This is a genomic window from Bradyrhizobium sp. AUGA SZCCT0105 (assembly GCF_018129565.1).
Lineage (GTDB): Bacteria > Pseudomonadota > Alphaproteobacteria > Rhizobiales > Xanthobacteraceae > Bradyrhizobium.
In genome coordinates this window covers 552,914-569,989 of the sequence record NZ_JAFCMK010000003.1, presented here as the reverse complement: position 1 = coordinate 569,989, position 17,076 = coordinate 552,914, and the positions used below count along the sequence as shown (strand labels likewise).

The window sequence follows — 17,076 nt, the reverse complement described above, 5'->3', positions numbered from 1 at the left end:
ACGTAAATTTCGTCCGCTAACCGCTTGCCGAACCGCCAGTTTTGCCGTGCGGCAGGCTTGTTTCCGGCAGGCTACTCCAGCCGACCAATTTGAAGGGTCCACACCGCGTGTCATGAGTGATCGTCTCGCCAACGGCTCTGGCAATACCGAGGCACCGCTCGCCGATATCGATGCTGCGACAAAGCGGCTGATGGCAGCGCTCGATGCGCTGGAGAGCTCGGTGGAGCGGCGCCGCGAGGCCGACCGCGACGAAAACGAATTGGCGAGCCGGATCCAGGCGCTCGGCGCCGATCGCTCCAGGCTTGCCGACGAACTCGACGGATCGCTGGTGAAGACGCGCAAGCTCGAGCGCGTCAATCGCGACATCGCAGAAAAGCTCGATGCAGCGATCGGCACCATTCGCGCCGTGCTCGAGGGCGGAGAAGGCAGATGAGCCACATCAACGTCACCATCAACGGCCGGCAATACCGGATGGCCTGCGAGGAGGGCCAGGAGGTGCGGCTCCTGAAGCTCGCAGAAAACCTCCAGCAGCGCGTCGAGTCGCTGCGCGGCAAGTTCGGCGAGATCGGCGATGCGCGGCTCACCGTGATGGCGGCGCTCACCGCCTGCGACGAACTGGTCGATGCGGGTGCACGCATCCGCAGCCTCGAGGAAGAGGTCGAGCAGCTACGCAATGCCCGCACAGCCGCCACCGACCGCGCCCGCGCGACCCAGACCGCGGTCTCCAACGCGCTCAACGCCGCCGCCGAGCGGATCGAGCGCACCACGCAGGTGCTCAACCGCACCATCGGCGGCGGCATCGCGATCGGCTGAAGTTCGCGGCAGCTTCACCTGCGGGCCGGACTGAAATGATCGGACGCCACCGGATGCGATCTATTTGCCCGCATCGGCCAACGATCGTTTGCCGGACCGAATGATTGGCACATGGCGCGTTAGCGCTCCGGCCGCACCGCGACCCGATATGTCGACGTGATATGGGCGCAAGGGTCTGGTTCGCCGTCGCAAGTCAGCCAGCATTCGAGATAATGCAGGCGGCGGCCGCGGCGCACGATGCGCGCCTCCGCGATCAGATCCGAAGCCCTGGCTGGCCGCAGGAAGGTGATGTTGAAGCCTGCCATCACCGGGATAACGTTGGCTCCGAGGGCCGCCAGGACGCAGCCGTACATCGTGGTGTCGGCAAGGCCCATCACCGTCGGTCCCGAAAACACGCCGCCGCTGCCGTCTTGCCACAACTCGGCTCCCATGAACGCCTGCCGATACGGAAGCCGGACGCGGATCGCGTTCGGTCCGACGTTCTCGACGATCTCGCCGTGGTGGTCGATGCTCGGCAGGTTTCGGATGATCGCCCGCCGCACTTGCTCGGCATCCAGCAGAGGCTCAATGGAGCGTGCCGTCTCGTGTTCACGCATGGTGCTCTCCGGGAGAGATTCTGAACTGCGTCTGGGGTCGGAAGTCCCTGGGGCCGCCGCGCCAACCTGCGCTTGTCCAAGCCGAATAACAATGTTATTCATTAGGAACGATGTTACAAAACCGGCAAGGAGTCAATGTCTGCCGCTGCGCAAACCTATCAGGCGACCCTCGACCTTCATCGTCGTCGCGTGATCGTTGACGCCGCGCGTCGTGTATTTGAGGCCAGCGGCCTCGAAGGCGCGTCGATCAGGGCGATCGCGCAAATGGCCGGGTGCACGACCGGCGCGATCTACCCGCTGTTTCGATCGAAGGAGGAAGTATTCGCGGCGGTGCTGGGTGAATCGTTGTTGGCAGTCACTGAAGAAGTCAGGGCAGCGATGGACGGCATCGCTGTTCCCGCGAAATCCCTTCGACGCGGCACCCTTGCAATATACAAATATTACGACGCGCATCCGTCCGAGCTGACGCTGTCGCTCGTGCTGTTCAATGGGGAGCGCAAGAAGAAGCTCGGGTCCGGATTGGACGAGGCCCTCAAGCGGCAACTGGACGCTCTGCTCGCTCTGCTCGCGGAGCAGGTCCGCAAGGCCACCGCGAAGCCGTTTCTGCCGATGGTCCGGATCGAGGCCACCGCGCTCATCACGCATCTGGTCGGGCTGCTCGTGCTCAAGCACGGGGGAAGGATCGATGTGCTCGGCAACAACGCGCCGGTTCTGCTGGCGCACTACACCAAGAACATGGTTGCGCGGCTGAGCGGCAGAGGCTGATTGAGGGGCCAGCTCGGTCGGCGATCGGGCGGCGGGGCCGGCTTTGGCTCGCCCGCTTCCCCTGGCGCCGCGACGGAGCGCACGCCAGGCACCGGATGTTTTGCACTCCGGCGGAAGCCGAGCACGGCGCCGGCGCCTGATTTGCGGAAGTCCGCCCCTTGTTTGCGGAAGTCCGCCCCTTGCCGCTGGCGGAACCGCGACTTCGTCGCTACATTGGCCCTGCGAAGCTGCGTCGTGCGTCAGGAGCCATATATCCCCGGGGCCTTATCGATCCTTTAGGGAACTGTCCCTGGCCGGGTCCGTGGACCCGGACATATGGTGCCCACCTACTTTCGTAGGGAACTCCGGGATCGAGCGCTCCAACGGCCTCTGCGGCTTCGCACTGATTTTTGCTGTTGCCTTGTCGTCGCGCTGCGGCGGTTTGATTAGCAGTTTCCCCGCAATGGGTCTCGTCATCGGCTCGCCCGCTGGCAGGCTCCTCGCGGGGTGTCCAGTACGCCGCGGCCTGGTCAAACGAATGCTAGCGTTTCTGAGTGCCGGCTCGTTCGCGTTTTGCGGACGATGACAGCGGAAGATGGATCATGCACGCAGCTCCATCGAAGGCCGAGCTTCGGGCGCTTGCCCTCGCCAAGCGCGACGCGCTGAGCGATGAGCAGCGCGCGGCGGCCGCCGAAGCCCTCGCCAAGCGCGGCGCGCCGTTCGAGATCACGCAAGGCATGATCGTCTCGGGCTATGCGCCGATCCGCAGCGAGCTCGATCCGGCGCCGCTGATGAAGAAGCTTGCCGAAAAGGGTGCGCGGCTTGCGCTGCCCTGCATCAATGCGCGCGGCCAGTCGCTGACCTTCCGCAGCTGGTCGCCGCAAGACCGGCTGATGCTCGGGCCGCTCGGCATTCCCGAGCCGTCGCCGGCCGCCGCCGAGGTGCATCCCGACGTGATGCTGGTGCCACTCGCGGCATTCGACCGGCTCGGCCACCGCATCGGCTATGGCGCCGGCTATTACGACTATACCTTTGCACATCTGCGCAAGGCCAAGCATGTGATCGGGGTCGGGATCGCCTTTGCTGCACAGGAAACCAAGGCCATTCCGGCGCTGTCGCACGACGTCCCGCTCGATTATGTGCTAACGGAGCGCAAGACGTTCGATTTCCGGAGTAGCTAGCCTTGCGTATTCTGTTCGTTGGTGACGTCGTAGGCAGGACCGGCCGCACCGCCATATCAGACCACCTTCCCGGCATGATCAAGGACTGGTCGCTCGATCTCGTCGTCGTCAACGGCGAGAACGCCGCCGGCGGCTTCGGGATCACCGAGGCGATCTATCAGGAGCTGCTGGATGCCGGCGCCGATGCGATCACGCTCGGCAACCACGCCTGGAATCAGAAAGAGGCGCTGGTCTTCATCGAGCGCGCGCCGCGCCTGATCCGGCCGCTGAATTTCCCGCGCCATTCGCCGGGACGCGGCGCCACGCTGGTCGACACCAAGAGCGGCAAGCGCGCGTTGATCCTCAACGCGATCGGCCGCGTCTTCATGGAGCCGTCCTCGAACGATCCGTTCAGCGCGATCGAGCGCGAACTCGAGGCCTGCCCGTTGCGCGAGGGCTGTGACGCCATCGTGCTCGATTTCCATGCCGAGGCGACCTCCGAGAAGCAGGGCGTCGGCTTCTTCTGCGACGGCCGCATCAGCCTCGTGGTCGGGACCCATACCCATGTGCCGACCGCCGATCATCAGGTGCTGCCCGGCGGCACCGCCTATATGAGCGATGCAGGGATGACCGGCGACTATGATTCGGTGATCGGCATGCAGAAGGAGGAGCCGCTGCAGCGCTTCCTCACCGGCATTCCCTCCGGTCGTTTCGAGCCGGCCGGAGGCGTTGCGACGCTGAGCGGCGTCGCGGTCGAGACCGACGATGCGACCGGGCTTGCGGTGAGGGTCGCGCCGGTGCGCGCCGGCGGGCGGCTCGAGCCCGCGGTGCCGAGCTTCTGGACGTAGCGTGTAGCCCGGATGAAGCGAAGCGAAATCCGGGGGCCCTCGCAAGTTGAGAGACTGCTCCCGGATTGCGCTTCGCTCCATCCGGGCTACGCGTATCCGTATCCGTCATTGCGAGCGAAGCGAAGCAATCCACAGTTTCGGCATGCGCAGAGCGATGGATTGCTTCGTCGCTATCGCTCCTCGCAATGACGACTTGCCGTCAGCCCTGCCGAAAACCCATCCGGAACGCGCCCCAGTGGCGGCCGTTCACGAAGATCGGCGACGACACGTCCTTCATCAGCACGAAATTACCGCCGCCCATGTCGCGGCGATAGGTCTGTAGCAGGAACGGCTTGGTATTGGCCGCGACCTTGCTCACCGCGCGGTCGTTGAACAGCCGGCGGTTGCGGCAATTGGCGTTGTTCCACACCGGGTCCGGTCCCTGCGGCAGCCGGTAGTTCGGATTGTGGGTCGGCAGATAGCCGCTCCGCGCCCAGGCGACGCAGAACACGATGCGCGGATCGCTCTTCTGGATCGGGTCCTGGATCGCAGGCAGCACGCGGTCGGTGAAGCTGACATAGTCGGTCAGATATTGCTTCGGATTGGTGCCCGCGATCTCGCGATAATTCTCGTCCATCAATTGCGCAAGCGTGATCTCGCCGCCTGCGACGGCCTTCTCGAACAGCTCCGAGACCTGTTTCGCGGTGTCGATCACGACGCGGATCAGCGGCGCATCGCTGGTCTCGACGCCGCTGTCGGCGATGGTCACGATCAGGCTCTCGGACAGCTCGAGCAGCTTCGCGACGCGGCCGTCGGCGTGCTTGAGGTCGCGCGAGGAGAGATCGACGCCCTTGGCGAGTTCGTTCAGCTCCGCGATCACGGTGTCGCAGTGACCGAGATTGGAGGTCGCGGCGCGCGCCACGCTGCCGATCTCGGCGCCGACGGATGAGAAGCCCTCCTGCACGCGCATGATGATGCCGGAGATTTGCCGGGCGCCTTCGCCGGCGCTCTTGGCGCGCAGCGAGGCGTCGCTGCTCTCGCCGATCAGGCTGCCGATCTGGCCGTCGAGATCGCGCACGGTGTCGGAAATCTGATGCGTCGCCTGGCGGGTCGCCTCGGCAAGGTTCTTCACCTCGCTCGCGACCACGGCAAAGCCGCGGCCGGCATTGCCGGCACGCGCGGCCTCGATCGTGGCGTTGAGCGCCAGCAGATTGGTCTGCTTGGCGATCGCCTCGATCGAACCGGAGACCTTGGCGACCTGGCTCAGCGCGGAGCCGACCGCGGCGAGCCGCGCCTCGATCCGTCCGACCGCCGCGACGAGCTCCGCGATATGGCTGACCGCCGTCTCAACCGCGTTGCGCGATTCCGCGATCTGGCCGACCGCGGCGGATGCGGTCGTCTGCACCGCCTGCGATGCATTGGCGATGTCGTGATTGGCCGAGACCATGATCTCGGCGGTCTCCTGCAAATGATGGAACCGCTCCGACTGGTTGGTAACGCGGTTCGCGACCTCCTGGACGTTGCCGGCGATGTCGGCAAGCTCGACCCCGAGGCCGCCGATGCGGTCGGCAAGCTGGTCGACCAGCCGTTCGGCCAGCGTCCGGTTCGATGACGTATCCAGCACTGCAAGCTGCGCCGCCGACATGTGTTTCCTCCGTTACAGCAGCCCGTCGCGCCGCCGCAGCATTCCCCATTCCAGTCTAAAGCTTGATTCGGTCCGCCGGTCTTGCCTGAGCGTGCACTGCGTAGCCCGGATGCGGCGCAGTGCGTGTCGCCGCGTAGCCCGGATGCAGCGAAGCGCAATCCGGGGTTCTCGTCCGACGGTACATTGGTCCCGGATTACGCTTCGCTGCATCCGGGCTACCTGAGCGTTCAAAGCTTGTACGCGGTGCGGAACGCGCCCCAGTGCCGGCCCCGCACGCGGATCGGCACGTCGATCTCGCGCATCATCACGGTGGTGCCGTTGCCCATGTCACGCGCGTAGCTTTGAACCAGATAGGCGCGCTCATTATGCGCGGCGGCGAGGCCCGCGGGATCGTTGAAGATACGGCGATTGCGGCAATTGGCGGTGTTGTAGGCCACGTCGCCCGGCCGCTGCGGCTGCGAGTAGATCTTGTTATGGACCGGCAGGTAGCCGTTCCGGTCGACCGTCGCGCAGAACGCCAGGCGCTTGTCCTTGGCGAGGAACGCCTCGAGCAGAGCGGGCAGCGCGCGATCCGCCCAATCCAGCATCCTGGTGCGATACTGCACCGGGTTGGTGCCTGCGATCTCGACATAGTCGGTGTCGAACATGTCAGCGATCGTGATCGCGCCGCTTGCCAGTCCGTCCTCGAAGAGCTTGCTCAGCGTGCGACCCGCTTCCATCGCCCGGGTGACGAGTTCGGCGTTCTCCTCGTGGATCGCCCACATCCGGTCTTCGATCTTCTCGCGCAGCGCGGCGGACGCCGCCTCGAAGCGCGCCTGGCTGCCTGCCTTGGAGCGGTCGCCGATCCTGATCCGGCAGCCGCCGACGTCCTGCAAGGTAGCGGTCAGCGTCTCATGGGTCGGCAGCTTCTCGGCATCGGGCCCGCCGATCAGGATGCCGTCCATCGCGATCTCGTAGACCGGCGCGGTGATCATGCCGCGCGCGGTCGTGATCTCGATTGTGAGACTGCAGGGCAGGCGCTCGTTCTTGCGCGGATCGCCGCGCTCGTCCTGGCGCAGCAGCACCGCGCAGCGCGCCTTCAGCTTCTGGGCGAAGCCGGTCACCGCCTTGCCGGCCTTGGCGACATTGTCGCCATGCGCGGCAGCTTCGCGCGTTGCCGAGTCGATCTCGCCGGCGCTGGTGCCGACCGAGACGATGAAGTGGGAGGCGGAGGCCGCGTTCTGGCCCATCTCGCCGGTGATCTGGTTCTGCTCGGCGACCGCGCCGTTGACGTTCTCGAACACCGGCCGGATTTTTTCGATCGCCTGCGAGATGCGGTGGACGGCGTCCGCCGATCCGGTGGCGTCCTTCTGCAACGCCTCGATCTTGCGCGTGATCTCTTCGGTTGCGCTCTGGGTCTGCACTGCGAGCGCCTTGACCTCGGTGGCGACCACCGCGAAGCCCTTGCCGGCCGCGCCGGCGCGCGCCGCCTCGATGGTCGAGTTGAGCGCCAGCAGCGTGGTCTGCCGCGCGATCTGCGCGATCAGGTTGACGACATTGCCGATCGCGGCCGAGGATTCGCGCAGGCGATCGACATTGGCGGTGGCCTCGCGCGCCGCGGCCGCGGCATCGTCGGCGAGCTGGCTCGCGCTGCGCACCTGCGCGCCGATGCCTTGGGCGGAATGGGTGAACCGGTCGGCGGCCTCCGAGAACGTCGTCGCGGTGCTCTGCGCATCGCTGCTGCGGCCGGTCAGCGCGTCGGTGCGGGCGCGGATGGTCGCGAGCTTGGCGGCCGTCGCCTCGGCGCCGTCGGCCACCGAGCCTGCGGCGCGCTCAAGCTGGCGGATCATCGCGCCGAGCTCGAGTTCCAGCAATTCCAGGATCTCCCTGGACGAATCCTTGGCCGAATCAGTCTCGGTCGAGGCTTCAGCCGCGGCAGCCGCGGTTGGAACCTGCTGCGCGGCCGGCTCCGGCACTTGCTTTCGAAACAAACCGAACGCCATGGGGGCTCTGTGGGGCTGTTGGAAGTTGCCTTGGAAAGTTGCGGCGGGACGGGGCGATCCTCGCATCCGGGCATGAAATCATGGTTAACAAGTGCCTCATATTCCGGCTTGCGGTAGTATTCCCGGACCAGATGGCCCCCGCCGACCTTTGATTTTGACCGCCAGGGGCCTATAAGGCCGCGTTTTCCACCCCTGTTCAGACCCTACGCTCGAAGAGACGTCGCATGGCCGGCCATTCCCAATTCAAGAACATCATGCACCGCAAGGGCCGGCAGGATGCCCAGAGGTCGAAGCTTTTCGGCAAACTGGCCCGCGAAATCACCGTGGCGGCCAAGCTCGGCACCCCGGACCCGGCGATGAACCCGCGGCTGCGCGCCGCCGTGGTCGCCGCCCGCGCCGAGAACATGCCCAAGGACAATATCGACCGCGCCATCAAGAAGGCCCTTGGCAATGAGGGCGAGAACTATGACGAGATCCGCTACGAGGGCTATGGCCCCGGCGGCGTCGCCGTGATCGTCGAGGCACTGACCGACAACCGCAACCGCGCCGCCTCCGACATCCGCTCCTTCTTTACCAAGTCGGGCGGCAATCTCGGCGAAACCGGTTCGGTCGCCTTCATGTTCGATCACACCGGCATCATCGAATACGACGCCAAGGTCGCCTCCGACGACGCCATGCTGGACGCCGCGATCGAGGCCGGCGCCGACGACGTGGTCTCCAGCGAAGCCGGTCACGAGGTCTACGCCTCGCAGGAAACCTTCCGCGAGGTCGCAAAGGCGCTGGAAACGAAGTTCGGCGAGCCGCGCAAGGCGGCGCTGACCTGGAAGCCGCAGAACACCGTCGCGGTCGACGACGAGACCGGCGAAAAGCTGTTGAAGCTGATGGACCTGCTCAACGAGCACGACGACGTGCAGAACGTGTACGCCAATTTCGAGGTGTCCGACGCGCTGCTCGCGAAGATGGGCGGTTAAGAGCCTCGCTCATCGCCCCAAACTCCGCTGTCATCGCCCGACTTGATCGGGCGATCCAGTATTCCAGAGACCGTCGTTTGATCCGAGAGGCCGCAGCGCACTGGATCCCCGCTTTCGCGGGGATGACGAGCCAGGGCTGGATGACAAGCACGTTGCGATGCCACGCCGAGCAGGGGACGAACCTCCGTTTGTGTTTCGTTCTCCCGGCTCAGGCGGTATCACTACCCCATGACATCGCAGCCGATTCGCTCTCCCGTCCGCATCATCGGTATCGATCCGGGTCTCCGCCGCACCGGCTGGGGCGTGATCGAGACCGAGGGCAACCGTCTGGTCTATGTCGCCTGCGGTTCGGTCGAGCCGCCGGACGATCTGCCGCTGGCGAGCCGGCTGCTTGCGATCCATGAGGGACTCGCCGCGGTGCTCGGCGACTACCGACCGGCGGAGGCCGCGGTCGAGCAGACCTTCGTCAACAAGGACGGCGTTGCCACGCTGAAACTCGGCCAGGCCCGCGGCGTCGCCATGCTGGCGCCCGCAATGTTCGGTATCTCGGTCGCCGAGTACGCGCCGAACCAGGTCAAGAAGACCGTGGTCGGCGCCGGACATGCCGAGAAGAACCAGATCCAGGTGATGCTGAAGATCCTGCTGCCGAAAGCCGAGCCGCCGTCCGCCGACGCCGCCGACGCGCTCGCGGTCGCGATCACCCACGCCCATCACCGCCAGAGCACCGCGCTGCGCCTCAGGGTGGCGAACCTATGATCGGCAAGCTGAAGGGCCTGATCGATTCCTATGGCGAGGATTACGTGATCCTCGATGTCGGCGGCGTCGGTTATCAGGTGCATTGCGCGAGCCGCACGCTGCAGGCGCTGCCACAGCCGGGCGGCGCCGCCGTGCTCTCGATCGAGACCTATGTCCGCGAGGATCAAATAAAACTGTTCGGTTTCCGCTCGGATATCGAGCGCGAGTGGTTTCGCCTGTTGCAGACAGTGCAGGGCGTCGGCGCCAAGGTTGCGCTCGCGGTGCTCAGCACGTTGCCGCCGACCGATCTCGCCAATGCCATCGCGCTGCGCGACAAGGCGGCGGTGGCGCGCACGCCGGGCGTCGGACCCAAAGTGGCCGAGCGCATCGTCAGCGAATTGAAGGACAAGGCGCCGGGCTTTGCCGATGTCGATCCCGCGGTGGTGCAGCTCTCGGGCGCGATCGACAACAACCGTGCGCCGCGCCCGGTCACCGACGCGATCTCCGCGCTGGTCAATCTCGGCTACGGCCAGCCGCAGGCCGCCGCCGCGATCGCGGCCGCCTCGCGCAGCGCCGGTGAGAAGGCCGAGACCGCGCAACTGATCCGGCTGGGGCTTAAGGAATTGTCGAAGTGAGCGTTGCGCAAGGCTCCGCCGGATTCAACGTTGCACGGCTCGGTTATGTCACGGTCGCGATTTTTATAGGAACCTTCATCACCGGGACTGCTGCCATGCTTGGTCTGTCAGTTTCGGCATGCTTCCTAAGTCATGTCATTCGATGTTTTTCGTTTTCTCGGGACTTTGCTGGGTTCTTTATCAATATGATCCAACTATGGTCCTTTCCCGCGCTCATCGTCGGCCTTTTGGTAGCGGTCATCGCCGAGATTCGTGGTTTGGTCACCTGGTGGAATATTCTTCCGGTCGTGGTGCTGGTTTGCACTGCTGAGTTTGTTCTGTCGAAGTTCAGCGATGCTGCTTTGCTCTTTCTGGCCCACGGTCTGGTGCTATTTGTCGGAGTTCAACTGTCTCGTGTGACCAGCAGGTTGGTTGGAAAATATCGTATATGAACACGCCCTCGCGCATCGTCACGCCCGAACGCCGCTCCGACGATGTCGGCGACACCGCGCTGCGTCCGCAGTCGCTGACGGAGTTCGTCGGCCAAGCCCAGGCGCGCAAGAATCTCTCGATCTTCATCGAGGCGGCGAAGAAGCGCGGCGAGGCGCTCGATCACGTGCTGTTCGTCGGTCCCCCGGGCCTCGGTAAGACCACGCTGGCGCAGATCGTCGCGCGCGAGCTCGGTGTCGGCTTCCGTGCCACCTCCGGCCCGGTCATCGCCAAGGCCGGCGACCTTGCGGCGCTGCTCACCAATCTGGAAGAGCGTGACGTGCTGTTCATCGACGAGATCCATCGCCTGAGCCCGGCGGTCGAGGAAGTGCTCTATCCCGCGATGGAGGATTTCCAGCTCGATCTGATCATCGGCGAAGGCCCCGCGGCGCGCTCGGTGAAGATCGAGCTGTCGAAATTCACTCTCGTCGGCGCGACGACGCGCGCGGGCCTGCTCACCAATCCGCTGCGCGATCGCTTCGGCATTCCGATCCGGCTCAATTTCTACACCGTGGAAGAGCTCGAGAAGATCGTCACCCGCGGCGCCCGCGTGCTGAACATCGGCATGAGCCCTGATGGCGCCAACGAGATCGCGCGCCGCGCCCGCGGCACGCCGCGCATCGCCGGCCGCCTCTTGCGCCGCGTGCGCGACTTTGCCTCCGCAGCGGATGCCGACGCCATCGATCGCGGCATCGCCGACCGTGCGCTGAGCGCGCTCGAGGTCGACAGCGCAGGCCTCGATGCGATGGACCGGCGCTATCTCACCACCATCGCCTTGAACTATGGCGGCGGTCCGGTCGGTGTCGAGACCATGGCGGCCGCGCTATCCGAGCCACGCGATGCGATCGAGGACATCATCGAGCCCTATCTGATCCAGTGCGGCTATTTGCAGCGCACCCCGCGCGGAAGACTGCTCACCTCACATGCCTTTCGCCATCTCGGTCTTGCCGAGCCGAACCGCGATCCCTCGCAGTTCGGCCTGTTCGGCGGCAATGGCGATGAAGACTGAGCCTCCTCGCTCTCGAAGACGTGAACAGACGTGTTGACGCAGCGCATCGCGCTGCACGGTAACCTTGCCCGCTAACCATTGCGACGTCTCTGCAGGCCGTCTGCACAAACGCGGCCCAATTTCGCTCCAATCAAAGGGCCTATCATGGACCAGGCATCACCGATCAAGCGTCCATGATTTCACGTCGACATTTTCTGCGCACCGCCGGCGGATTGACCGCTGCCACCGCTTCGACCGCGGCCTATGGCTTGAGCGAGCCGGTCGTCCGCCTCACGCTGACGCGCTACGATCTGTCGCCGCGGCAATGGCCTTCGGACTTTCCGCTCAAGATCGCCGCGATCGCCGACATTCACGCCTGCGATCCATGGATGTCGCTCGATCGCATCGCTGAGATCGTCGAGCGGACCAACGCGCTGAACCCCGACATCATCGTGCTGCTCGGCGACTATGTCGCGGGGCTGCGCCACGTCACCCGCTTCATTCCGGCCTCGGAGTGGGCCGCGGTGCTGAAAGACCTGAAGGCGCCGCTCGGCGTCCATGCCGTGCTCGGCAACCACGATTACTGGGAAGACAAGACGGTGCAGCGCCTGGGGCAGGGCACGCCCGTCGCGCGCCGTGCGCTGGAGCGCGCCGGCATCCCGGTCTACGAGAACGATGCGGTGCGGCTCACCAAGGATAACCGCCCGTTCTGGCTCGCCGGTCTCGGCGACCAGCTCGCCTATCTGCCGGCGCGGCGCTATCGCGAGGTCCGGCGCATCGGCGTCGACGATCTCAACGCGACGCTCGAAAAAGTCACCGACGACGCGCCGGTGATCCTGCTCGCGCACGAGCCTGACGTGGCGCTCCGCATGCCCTCGCGCGTCGCGCTGCAGCTGTCCGGCCACACCCATGGCGGCCAGATCCGGCTGCTCGGCTGGTCGCCGGCGGTGCCGGTGAAGCGCGGCATGCGGCTCGCCTATGGTCATTTCAAGCTGAAATGCGACGTCGTCGTCTCCGGCGGTCTTGGCTGCAGCATCATGCCGTTCCGCCTCGGCGTGCCACCCGAGATCGTGCAGGTCACGCTCGGTGCAAAGGGGCCGGTGGTGTCCTGATCGCGCTTGCGTGATCGGGCAATTTGCGCAAAACGATTGTTCTCACGAGGGCAATCGAGGGGCTGCAATTGACCTTACCCCATATCGACGGTGCGATCCGCGATGGCCGACACCATATGCAGGTCCGTGTCTACTACGAAGACACCGATTTTTCCGGCATCGTTTACCACGCCAATTACCTGCGCTTCATGGAGCGCGGCCGCACCAATCATCTCCGATTGATGGGCGCCGAGCAGAACGCGCTGTTCGAGGAGGCGCAGGAGGAGACCGGCGGCTTCGCGTTCGTGGTGCGCTCGATGACGCTGGACTTCCTCAAGCCCGCGCGGATGGACGACATGCTCGACGTCGTGACCTGGCCGATCGCGGTGAAGGGCGCCTCCATCATGCTCGCGCAGGAGGTCAGGCGCGGCGATGACGTGCTTGTGAAGGCGCAGGTGCGCGTCGCCTTCGTCAGTCAGGGCCGGGCACAGCCGATTCCGAAGTCCATCCGTGCGTTGATGAAGGCCGATCTGGCCTAGCTATCGGGCGATAGGAAACGCCCCATCGACTCTGCGCGGCGTGGCGATAGATTTGTGTGCGACCAACCAACCGCGAGGGATCGCCGATGTCACGCCCGCCGCTGCCGCCCTTTACCCGCGAGACCGCCGCGCAGAAGGCGCGCATGGCGGAAGATGCCTGGAATTCGCGCGACCCGGTTCGGGTTGCCGGCGCCTATACCGAGGACAGCCGTTGGCGCAATCGCGCAGAGGTGTTTGCCGGCCGCGAGGCGATCGTGGCCTTCCTGACCCGCAAATGGGAAAAGGAGCGGGAGTATCGCCTGATCAAGGATCTCTGGGCGTTCGACGGCAACCGCATCGCGGTGCGCTTCCAGTATGAATGGCACGATGCCGGCGGCAACTGGTTTCGCTCCTACGGCAACGAGCAGTGGGAGTTCGACGAGCATGGCCTGATGCGCCGCCGTGAGGCCTCGATCAACGACATCGCGATTGCGGAGAAGGACCGCCGCTTCCACTGGCCCGCGCCGGGCCCGCGTCCGGCCGATGTGCCCGGGTTGGGGCAGGAGCCGTTCTAGTCTGGCGGCAACAGTTGGGCCGTCGTGCTTCGAGGCTCGCTGCGCTCGCACCTCAGCATGACGGTGACAGACTCTCGCGCCTGGCTCGAGTTACCTCCGTCATCCTGAGGTGCGAGCGTAGCGAGCCTCGAAGGATGAACGGCCCCCGTTCGGGAGCCGCCACCTTGCGCGCTAATCCTTACGCCGCCGCCTTGTGCCGGGCGATCTCGGCCTTGTAGAGCTCGAACTCTTCCGCGACCGCCTTGGCAACCGACGGCCTCGTGCGCAGGCGCTCGTAGTAGGCCTTCAGCGCGGGCCATTTCGCGAGCTCGATCGGAGGCGTCGCCATGGTCCAGTTGATGACCGTGACGAGATAGGCGTCGGCGACGCTGAAATGATCCAGCAAATACTCGCGGCCCTTCAGGTGGTCCTCGACATAGTCGAGCCGCGAGACGTATTTCTCCAGCGCGTAGGACTTGGCGTCCGGCGGCGCCTTCTTGTCGAGCAGCGGCAGGAACAGGCCCTTGTGCAACTCGGTGCCGATGAAGCACAGCCATTGATGCAGCTTTGAGCGCTCGGCGTTCGACGCGGGGCCGAGGCCGGCGCGCGGGAACTGGTCAGCGACATATTGCAGGATCGCGGCGTTCTCGGTCAGCACCACGCCGTCGTCGGTGCGCAGCGTCGGCACGAGGCCGAGCGGGTTGACCTTGTTGAAGTCGGAGCCGTCGTTGCGTACCTGCTTGGTCTTCGGATCGACCTCGAGATAGTTGGCCGGCTGGCCCGCTTCATAGAGCGCGACGCGGGTCGCCATCGAGCAGGCGAGCGGCGAGAAATAAAGGTCCATAGGTGCCTCCTTGGGGCGTCTGGCGCGGATGTCCCGGCCGTTGTTGATTTTTGTACTGTCTTGGATAATATTGAAGGCGTCAAGGAATTAAATGCGAAATGGTACAAAAAAGTAAGAGGCCGCCATCTGCTGCCAAAATCGAGGGGCCCGTCGCACCGAAGCGGCGGGGGCGGCCGCGCGCCTATGAGCCCGAGGTCGCGCTCGGCAAGGCGCTCGATCTGTTCCGCCGCGACGGCTTCGCCGCGACCTCGCTCGATGATCTGAGTGCTGCGACCGGCATGAACCGGCCGAGCCTCTATGGCGCGTTCGGCGACAAGCGCGAGCTCTATATCAAGAGCTACCAGCGCTACCGCGACGACGCGCGCGCGGCGATGGTCGACATCTTCCGTGCCGAAGCGCCGCTGCGCGAGCGGCTGGAGCGCATCTATCGCATTGCGCTCGACATCTATCTCTCCGGCGAGTCCGGCCCGCGCGGCTGCTTCACGGTGATGACCGCAGCATCCGAGGCGGTGTCGGATCCTGGTATCCGCACTATGGTGGTGGAGGGACTGACCGAGCTCGACAAGGCGTTCGGCATCTGCTTCCGCGATGCCAAGGAGCGCGGCGAACTGCCTGAAGGCGCCGATCCGGCGGCACTGGCGCATCTTGCCTCCGCCACCATCCACACCATTGCGATCCGTGCCCGCGCCCGCGTGCCGCGCAAGGAGCTCGAGGCGATCGTGAAGGGCGCCCTCGACGTGCTGTGCGCGGCCAAATAGAGGCGGCGAAGTTTCTTCGGCAGCAAATGTCGGGCGCTGTTTTTCCCGCCCGTCTTCCGTAAGATCTCTCAACCTACGGAAGTGGAATATCATGGGAAAAGTCAGGACTTCGGCATTCTCGGTCTCGATCGACGGATTTGGCGCGGCACCGCGTCAGAGCCTCGAAAATCCATTCGGCGAAGGCGGCATGGTGTTGCCCGGCTGGTTCCTCCAGACGCGAACATTTCGCCAGACCTTCGGCCAGGACGGCGGCAGCACCGGGCTCGATGACGAGATCGCGCGCAAAGCGATGGAAAATATCGGTGCCTGGATTCTGGGCCGCAACATGTTCGGCCCGATCCGCGGGCCGTGGCCGGATCATGCCTGGAAGGGCTGGTGGGGCGCCAATCCGCCGTATCACACGCCGGTGTTCGTGCTGACCCATCACGCGCGGCCTGACATCGAGATGGAAGGCGGCACCACGTTTCATTTCGTGACCGACGGCATTCACGCCGCGCTCGAGCGGGCGCGCGCCGTTGCGGGGGACAAGGACATCCGGGTCGGCGGCGGCGTGTCGCTGGTGCGCCAATTCCTTCAGGCACGCCTGCTCGACGAGGTGCAACTGGCGCTGTCGCCGGTGCTGCTCGGGGCCGGCGAGAATCTGTTCGCTGGCATTGATCTGCCCGCGCTCGGCTATGCCGTCGTCTCGCATGTCGCGAGCACGAACGCCACCCACGTCACCTTCGCGCGCAAGACATCCTGAACGGTTCACACCTGCGTCAACGGCCAAAAATTGGCCGTTGACGCGACCGCCGTTCGGTCGTATTTAACCCATAGGTTATTTAACCGATGAGCTAAGTGCATGCCGATCGATCCCCTCAGTTCGACCTTCGCGGCGCTGGCCGATCCGACCCGGCGCGCGATCCTGGCGCGGCTCGCGCTGGGTGAGACCTCGGTGATGGAGCTGGCAAAGCCGTTCGACATGAGCCTGCCGGCGATCTCCAAGCACCTGAAGGTGCTGGAGCATGCCGGGTTGATCTCGCGCGGGCGCGAGGCGCAGTGGCGCCCGTGCCGCATCGCCCCCGACTCGTTCAAGCAGGTCGATGGCTGGCTCGGGAATTTCCGCCGCTTCTGGGACGAGAGCTTCAACCGCCTCGACGGCCTGCTCGAGGAGATGAAGGCGGAGGAGGCCGCGAAGGCCCCACCGCGCAGCAACCGTAAAGTCAGAGTAAAGAAGGAGAAGCAACGTGGACGCACGCGTGGATAAGACGCTGAGGATCACCACCCCGTCGGATTTCGAGTTCGCCATGACGCGCCAGTTCGACGCGCCGCGGCGCTTCGTGTTCGACGCCATGACGAAGCCCGAATACGTCGTGCGTTGGCTCGGCTACGAGCAGCTCGCAATGCCGGTGTGCGAGATCGACCTGCGCGTCGGCGGCGCCTATCGGTTCGTGTTCCGGTCGTCCGACGGCATCGAGCACATCCTCACCGGCACCTATCGCGAAGTGGTGCGCCCGGAGCGGCTGGCATTCGGCGAGATCTTTGCGATGCCGGGCTTCACCAGCGACGAATATCTGGTCACCTCGACCTTCGTCGAGGAAGCCGGAACGACCACGCTGACGACCACCATTCGCCATCCCACCAAGGAGGCGCGTGACGGTCATCTCAATTCCGGCATCGACAAGGGCGTCGAGCCCGCCTACGACCGGCTCGCGGAGATTGTTGCCGAGATGGGCTGAGGCTGCGGCCTCTCCACTTGTCGTCCCGG

21 protein-coding genes and 1 other RNA gene are annotated in these 17,076 nt (G+C 65.1%); 18 read left to right on the top strand and 4 right to left on the bottom strand.

Annotation, left to right across the window (positions count from 1 at the left end; all coding sequences use genetic code 11):
- Positions 1-112: 112 nt before the first annotated feature.
- Together JQ573_RS18600 and JQ573_RS18595 are read left to right on the top strand one after the other, a co-directional pair.
- Positions 113-433, top strand: a complete 321-nt coding sequence (locus JQ573_RS18600) for a DUF4164 domain-containing protein (RefSeq protein WP_050405740.1) — start codon at positions 113-115, stop codon at positions 431-433.
- Positions 430-813 (top strand): cell division protein ZapA, encoded by a 384-nt coding sequence (locus tag JQ573_RS18595; RefSeq protein ID WP_092123645.1) that lies wholly within the window; start codon positions 430-432, stop codon positions 811-813. The genes JQ573_RS18600 and JQ573_RS18595 overlap by 4 nt, the downstream gene beginning before the upstream one ends.
- Positions 814-932: 119 nt before the next feature.
- Here the strand turns inward: JQ573_RS18595 and JQ573_RS18590 are convergent, their stop codons facing one another.
- Positions 933-1,409 carry a PaaI family thioesterase gene (locus JQ573_RS18590; RefSeq protein WP_212313995.1) on the bottom strand — a complete coding sequence of 159 codons (477 nt, stop codon included), beginning with the start codon at positions 1,407-1,409 and terminating at the stop codon, positions 933-935.
- 135 nt (positions 1,410-1,544) lie between these two features.
- Between JQ573_RS18590 and JQ573_RS18585 the strand changes: the two genes are divergently transcribed.
- The 4 genes from JQ573_RS18585 (at position 1,545) to JQ573_RS18570 (ending at position 4,161) form a co-directional block, all read left to right on the top strand.
- Positions 1,545-2,174 (top strand): TetR/AcrR family transcriptional regulator, encoded by a 630-nt coding sequence (locus JQ573_RS18585; RefSeq protein ID WP_212313993.1) that lies wholly within the window; start codon positions 1,545-1,547, stop codon positions 2,172-2,174.
- 221 nt (positions 2,175-2,395) lie between these two features.
- Positions 2,396-2,556: non-coding RNA, 6S RNA (gene ssrS, locus JQ573_RS18580), on the top strand.
- A 199-nt stretch (positions 2,557-2,755) separates the two neighbouring features.
- Positions 2,756-3,334, top strand: a complete 579-nt coding sequence (locus JQ573_RS18575; RefSeq protein WP_212313992.1) for a 5-formyltetrahydrofolate cyclo-ligase — start codon at positions 2,756-2,758, stop codon at positions 3,332-3,334.
- 2 nt (positions 3,335-3,336) lie between these two features.
- Positions 3,337-4,161 (top strand): TIGR00282 family metallophosphoesterase, encoded by an 825-nt coding sequence (locus JQ573_RS18570; protein ID WP_212313991.1) that lies wholly within the window; start codon positions 3,337-3,339, stop codon positions 4,159-4,161.
- A 199-nt stretch (positions 4,162-4,360) separates the two neighbouring features.
- Here JQ573_RS18570 and JQ573_RS18565 read toward each other — a convergent pair whose 3' ends face one another.
- Entirely contained in the window at positions 4,361-5,785 is a 1,425-nt protein-coding gene (locus JQ573_RS18565) for a methyl-accepting chemotaxis protein (RefSeq protein WP_212313990.1), read from the bottom strand.
- A 227-nt stretch (positions 5,786-6,012) separates the two neighbouring features.
- On the bottom strand, positions 6,013-7,767 hold the full coding sequence (locus JQ573_RS18560) for a methyl-accepting chemotaxis protein (RefSeq protein ID WP_212313989.1): 1,755 nt from the start codon (positions 7,765-7,767) through the stop codon (positions 6,013-6,015).
- A gap of 224 nt (positions 7,768-7,991) precedes the next feature.
- Between JQ573_RS18560 and JQ573_RS18555 the strand changes: the two genes are divergently transcribed.
- From JQ573_RS18555 to JQ573_RS18520, 8 genes are all read left to right on the top strand, one after another.
- Positions 7,992-8,738 carry a YebC/PmpR family DNA-binding transcriptional regulator gene (locus JQ573_RS18555; protein WP_212313988.1) on the top strand — a complete coding sequence of 249 codons (747 nt, stop codon included), beginning with the start codon at positions 7,992-7,994 and terminating at the stop codon, positions 8,736-8,738.
- Between the two features lie 228 nt (positions 8,739-8,966).
- The gene (ruvC, locus tag JQ573_RS18550) at positions 8,967-9,494 is read left to right on the top strand and encodes a crossover junction endodeoxyribonuclease RuvC (protein WP_212313987.1); all 528 of its coding nucleotides are present in this window, start codon (positions 8,967-8,969) and stop codon (positions 9,492-9,494) included.
- On the top strand, positions 9,491-10,108 hold the full coding sequence (ruvA, locus tag JQ573_RS18545) for a Holliday junction branch migration protein RuvA (RefSeq protein ID WP_212313986.1): 618 nt from the start codon (positions 9,491-9,493) through the stop codon (positions 10,106-10,108). The genes ruvC and ruvA overlap by 4 nt, the downstream gene beginning before the upstream one ends.
- On the top strand, positions 10,105-10,539 hold the full coding sequence (locus JQ573_RS18540) for a hypothetical protein (RefSeq protein WP_212313985.1): 435 nt from the start codon (positions 10,105-10,107) through the stop codon (positions 10,537-10,539). The genes ruvA and JQ573_RS18540 overlap by 4 nt, the downstream gene beginning before the upstream one ends.
- Entirely contained in the window at positions 10,536-11,585 is a 1,050-nt protein-coding gene (gene ruvB, locus JQ573_RS18535) for a Holliday junction branch migration DNA helicase RuvB (RefSeq protein ID WP_212313983.1), read from the top strand. The genes JQ573_RS18540 and ruvB overlap by 4 nt, the downstream gene beginning before the upstream one ends.
- A 173-nt stretch (positions 11,586-11,758) precedes the next feature.
- Positions 11,759-12,676, top strand: coding sequence for a metallophosphoesterase (locus JQ573_RS18530; protein ID WP_212313981.1), 918 nt, complete (start codon positions 11,759-11,761; stop codon positions 12,674-12,676).
- A gap of 68 nt (positions 12,677-12,744) precedes the next feature.
- Positions 12,745-13,194 (top strand): tol-pal system-associated acyl-CoA thioesterase, encoded by a 450-nt coding sequence (ybgC, locus tag JQ573_RS18525; protein ID WP_021076499.1) that lies wholly within the window; start codon positions 12,745-12,747, stop codon positions 13,192-13,194.
- Between the two features lie 86 nt (positions 13,195-13,280).
- Complete coding sequence (locus JQ573_RS18520; RefSeq protein ID WP_212313979.1) at positions 13,281-13,748, top strand: nuclear transport factor 2 family protein; 468 nt, start codon at positions 13,281-13,283, stop codon at positions 13,746-13,748.
- 178 nt (positions 13,749-13,926) lie between these two features.
- On the opposite strand, the gene JQ573_RS18515 is transcribed toward JQ573_RS18520, so the two are convergent.
- Positions 13,927-14,571: a glutathione binding-like protein gene (locus JQ573_RS18515; RefSeq protein ID WP_212313977.1), complete on the bottom strand. Its 645-nt coding sequence runs from the start codon at positions 14,569-14,571 to the stop codon at positions 13,927-13,929.
- 98 nt (positions 14,572-14,669) lie between these two features.
- Between JQ573_RS18515 and JQ573_RS18510 the strand changes: the two genes are divergently transcribed.
- The 4 genes from JQ573_RS18510 to JQ573_RS18495 all read left to right on the top strand — a co-directional run bounded on the left by JQ573_RS18510 (position 14,670) and on the right by JQ573_RS18495 (position 17,047).
- Positions 14,670-15,329 carry a TetR/AcrR family transcriptional regulator gene (locus JQ573_RS18510; protein ID WP_212313975.1) on the top strand — a complete coding sequence of 220 codons (660 nt, stop codon included), beginning with the start codon at positions 14,670-14,672 and terminating at the stop codon, positions 15,327-15,329.
- A 91-nt stretch (positions 15,330-15,420) separates the two neighbouring features.
- The gene (locus JQ573_RS18505; RefSeq protein ID WP_212313973.1) at positions 15,421-16,071 is read left to right on the top strand and encodes a dihydrofolate reductase family protein; all 651 of its coding nucleotides are present in this window, start codon (positions 15,421-15,423) and stop codon (positions 16,069-16,071) included.
- A gap of 99 nt (positions 16,072-16,170) precedes the next feature.
- Positions 16,171-16,575, top strand: coding sequence for a metalloregulator ArsR/SmtB family transcription factor (locus JQ573_RS18500; RefSeq protein WP_212313971.1), 405 nt, complete (start codon positions 16,171-16,173; stop codon positions 16,573-16,575).
- Positions 16,568-17,047 carry an SRPBCC domain-containing protein gene (locus JQ573_RS18495; protein ID WP_212313969.1) on the top strand — a complete coding sequence of 160 codons (480 nt, stop codon included), beginning with the start codon at positions 16,568-16,570 and terminating at the stop codon, positions 17,045-17,047. Before JQ573_RS18500 ends, JQ573_RS18495 begins: the two co-directional genes overlap by 8 nt.
- Positions 17,048-17,076: the final 29 nt, after the last annotated feature.

Excerpts from the sequence above, each read along its gene's own strand:
- JQ573_RS18600 (WP_050405740.1), top strand. The coding sequence starts at position 113 with ATGAGTGATCGTCTCGCCAACGGCTCTGGCAATACCGAGGCACCGCTC.
- JQ573_RS18595 (WP_092123645.1), top strand. The coding sequence starts at position 430 with ATGAGCCACATCAACGTCACCATCAACGGCCGGCAATACCGGATGGCC.
- JQ573_RS18590 (WP_212313995.1), bottom strand. The coding sequence starts at position 1,409 with ATGCGTGAACACGAGACGGCACGCTCCATTGAGCCTCTGCTGGATGCC.
- JQ573_RS18585 (WP_212313993.1), top strand. The coding sequence starts at position 1,545 with ATGTCTGCCGCTGCGCAAACCTATCAGGCGACCCTCGACCTTCATCGT.
- JQ573_RS18575 (WP_212313992.1), top strand. The coding sequence starts at position 2,756 with ATGCACGCAGCTCCATCGAAGGCCGAGCTTCGGGCGCTTGCCCTCGCC.
- JQ573_RS18565 (WP_212313990.1), bottom strand. The coding sequence starts at position 5,785 with ATGTCGGCGGCGCAGCTTGCAGTGCTGGATACGTCATCGAACCGGACG.
- JQ573_RS18560 (WP_212313989.1), bottom strand. The coding sequence starts at position 7,767 with ATGGCGTTCGGTTTGTTTCGAAAGCAAGTGCCGGAGCCGGCCGCGCAG.
- JQ573_RS18555 (WP_212313988.1), top strand. The coding sequence starts at position 7,992 with ATGGCCGGCCATTCCCAATTCAAGAACATCATGCACCGCAAGGGCCGG.
- ruvC (WP_212313987.1), top strand. The coding sequence starts at position 8,967 with ATGACATCGCAGCCGATTCGCTCTCCCGTCCGCATCATCGGTATCGAT.
- ruvA (WP_212313986.1), top strand. The coding sequence starts at position 9,491 with ATGATCGGCAAGCTGAAGGGCCTGATCGATTCCTATGGCGAGGATTAC.
- ruvB (WP_212313983.1), top strand. The coding sequence starts at position 10,536 with ATGAACACGCCCTCGCGCATCGTCACGCCCGAACGCCGCTCCGACGAT.
- JQ573_RS18530 (WP_212313981.1), top strand. The coding sequence starts at position 11,759 with ATGATTTCACGTCGACATTTTCTGCGCACCGCCGGCGGATTGACCGCT.
- JQ573_RS18520 (WP_212313979.1), top strand. The coding sequence starts at position 13,281 with ATGTCACGCCCGCCGCTGCCGCCCTTTACCCGCGAGACCGCCGCGCAG.
- JQ573_RS18515 (WP_212313977.1), bottom strand. The coding sequence starts at position 14,571 with ATGGACCTTTATTTCTCGCCGCTCGCCTGCTCGATGGCGACCCGCGTC.
- JQ573_RS18510 (WP_212313975.1), top strand. The coding sequence starts at position 14,670 with ATGGTACAAAAAAGTAAGAGGCCGCCATCTGCTGCCAAAATCGAGGGG.
- JQ573_RS18505 (WP_212313973.1), top strand. The coding sequence starts at position 15,421 with ATGGGAAAAGTCAGGACTTCGGCATTCTCGGTCTCGATCGACGGATTT.
- JQ573_RS18500 (WP_212313971.1), top strand. The coding sequence starts at position 16,171 with ATGCCGATCGATCCCCTCAGTTCGACCTTCGCGGCGCTGGCCGATCCG.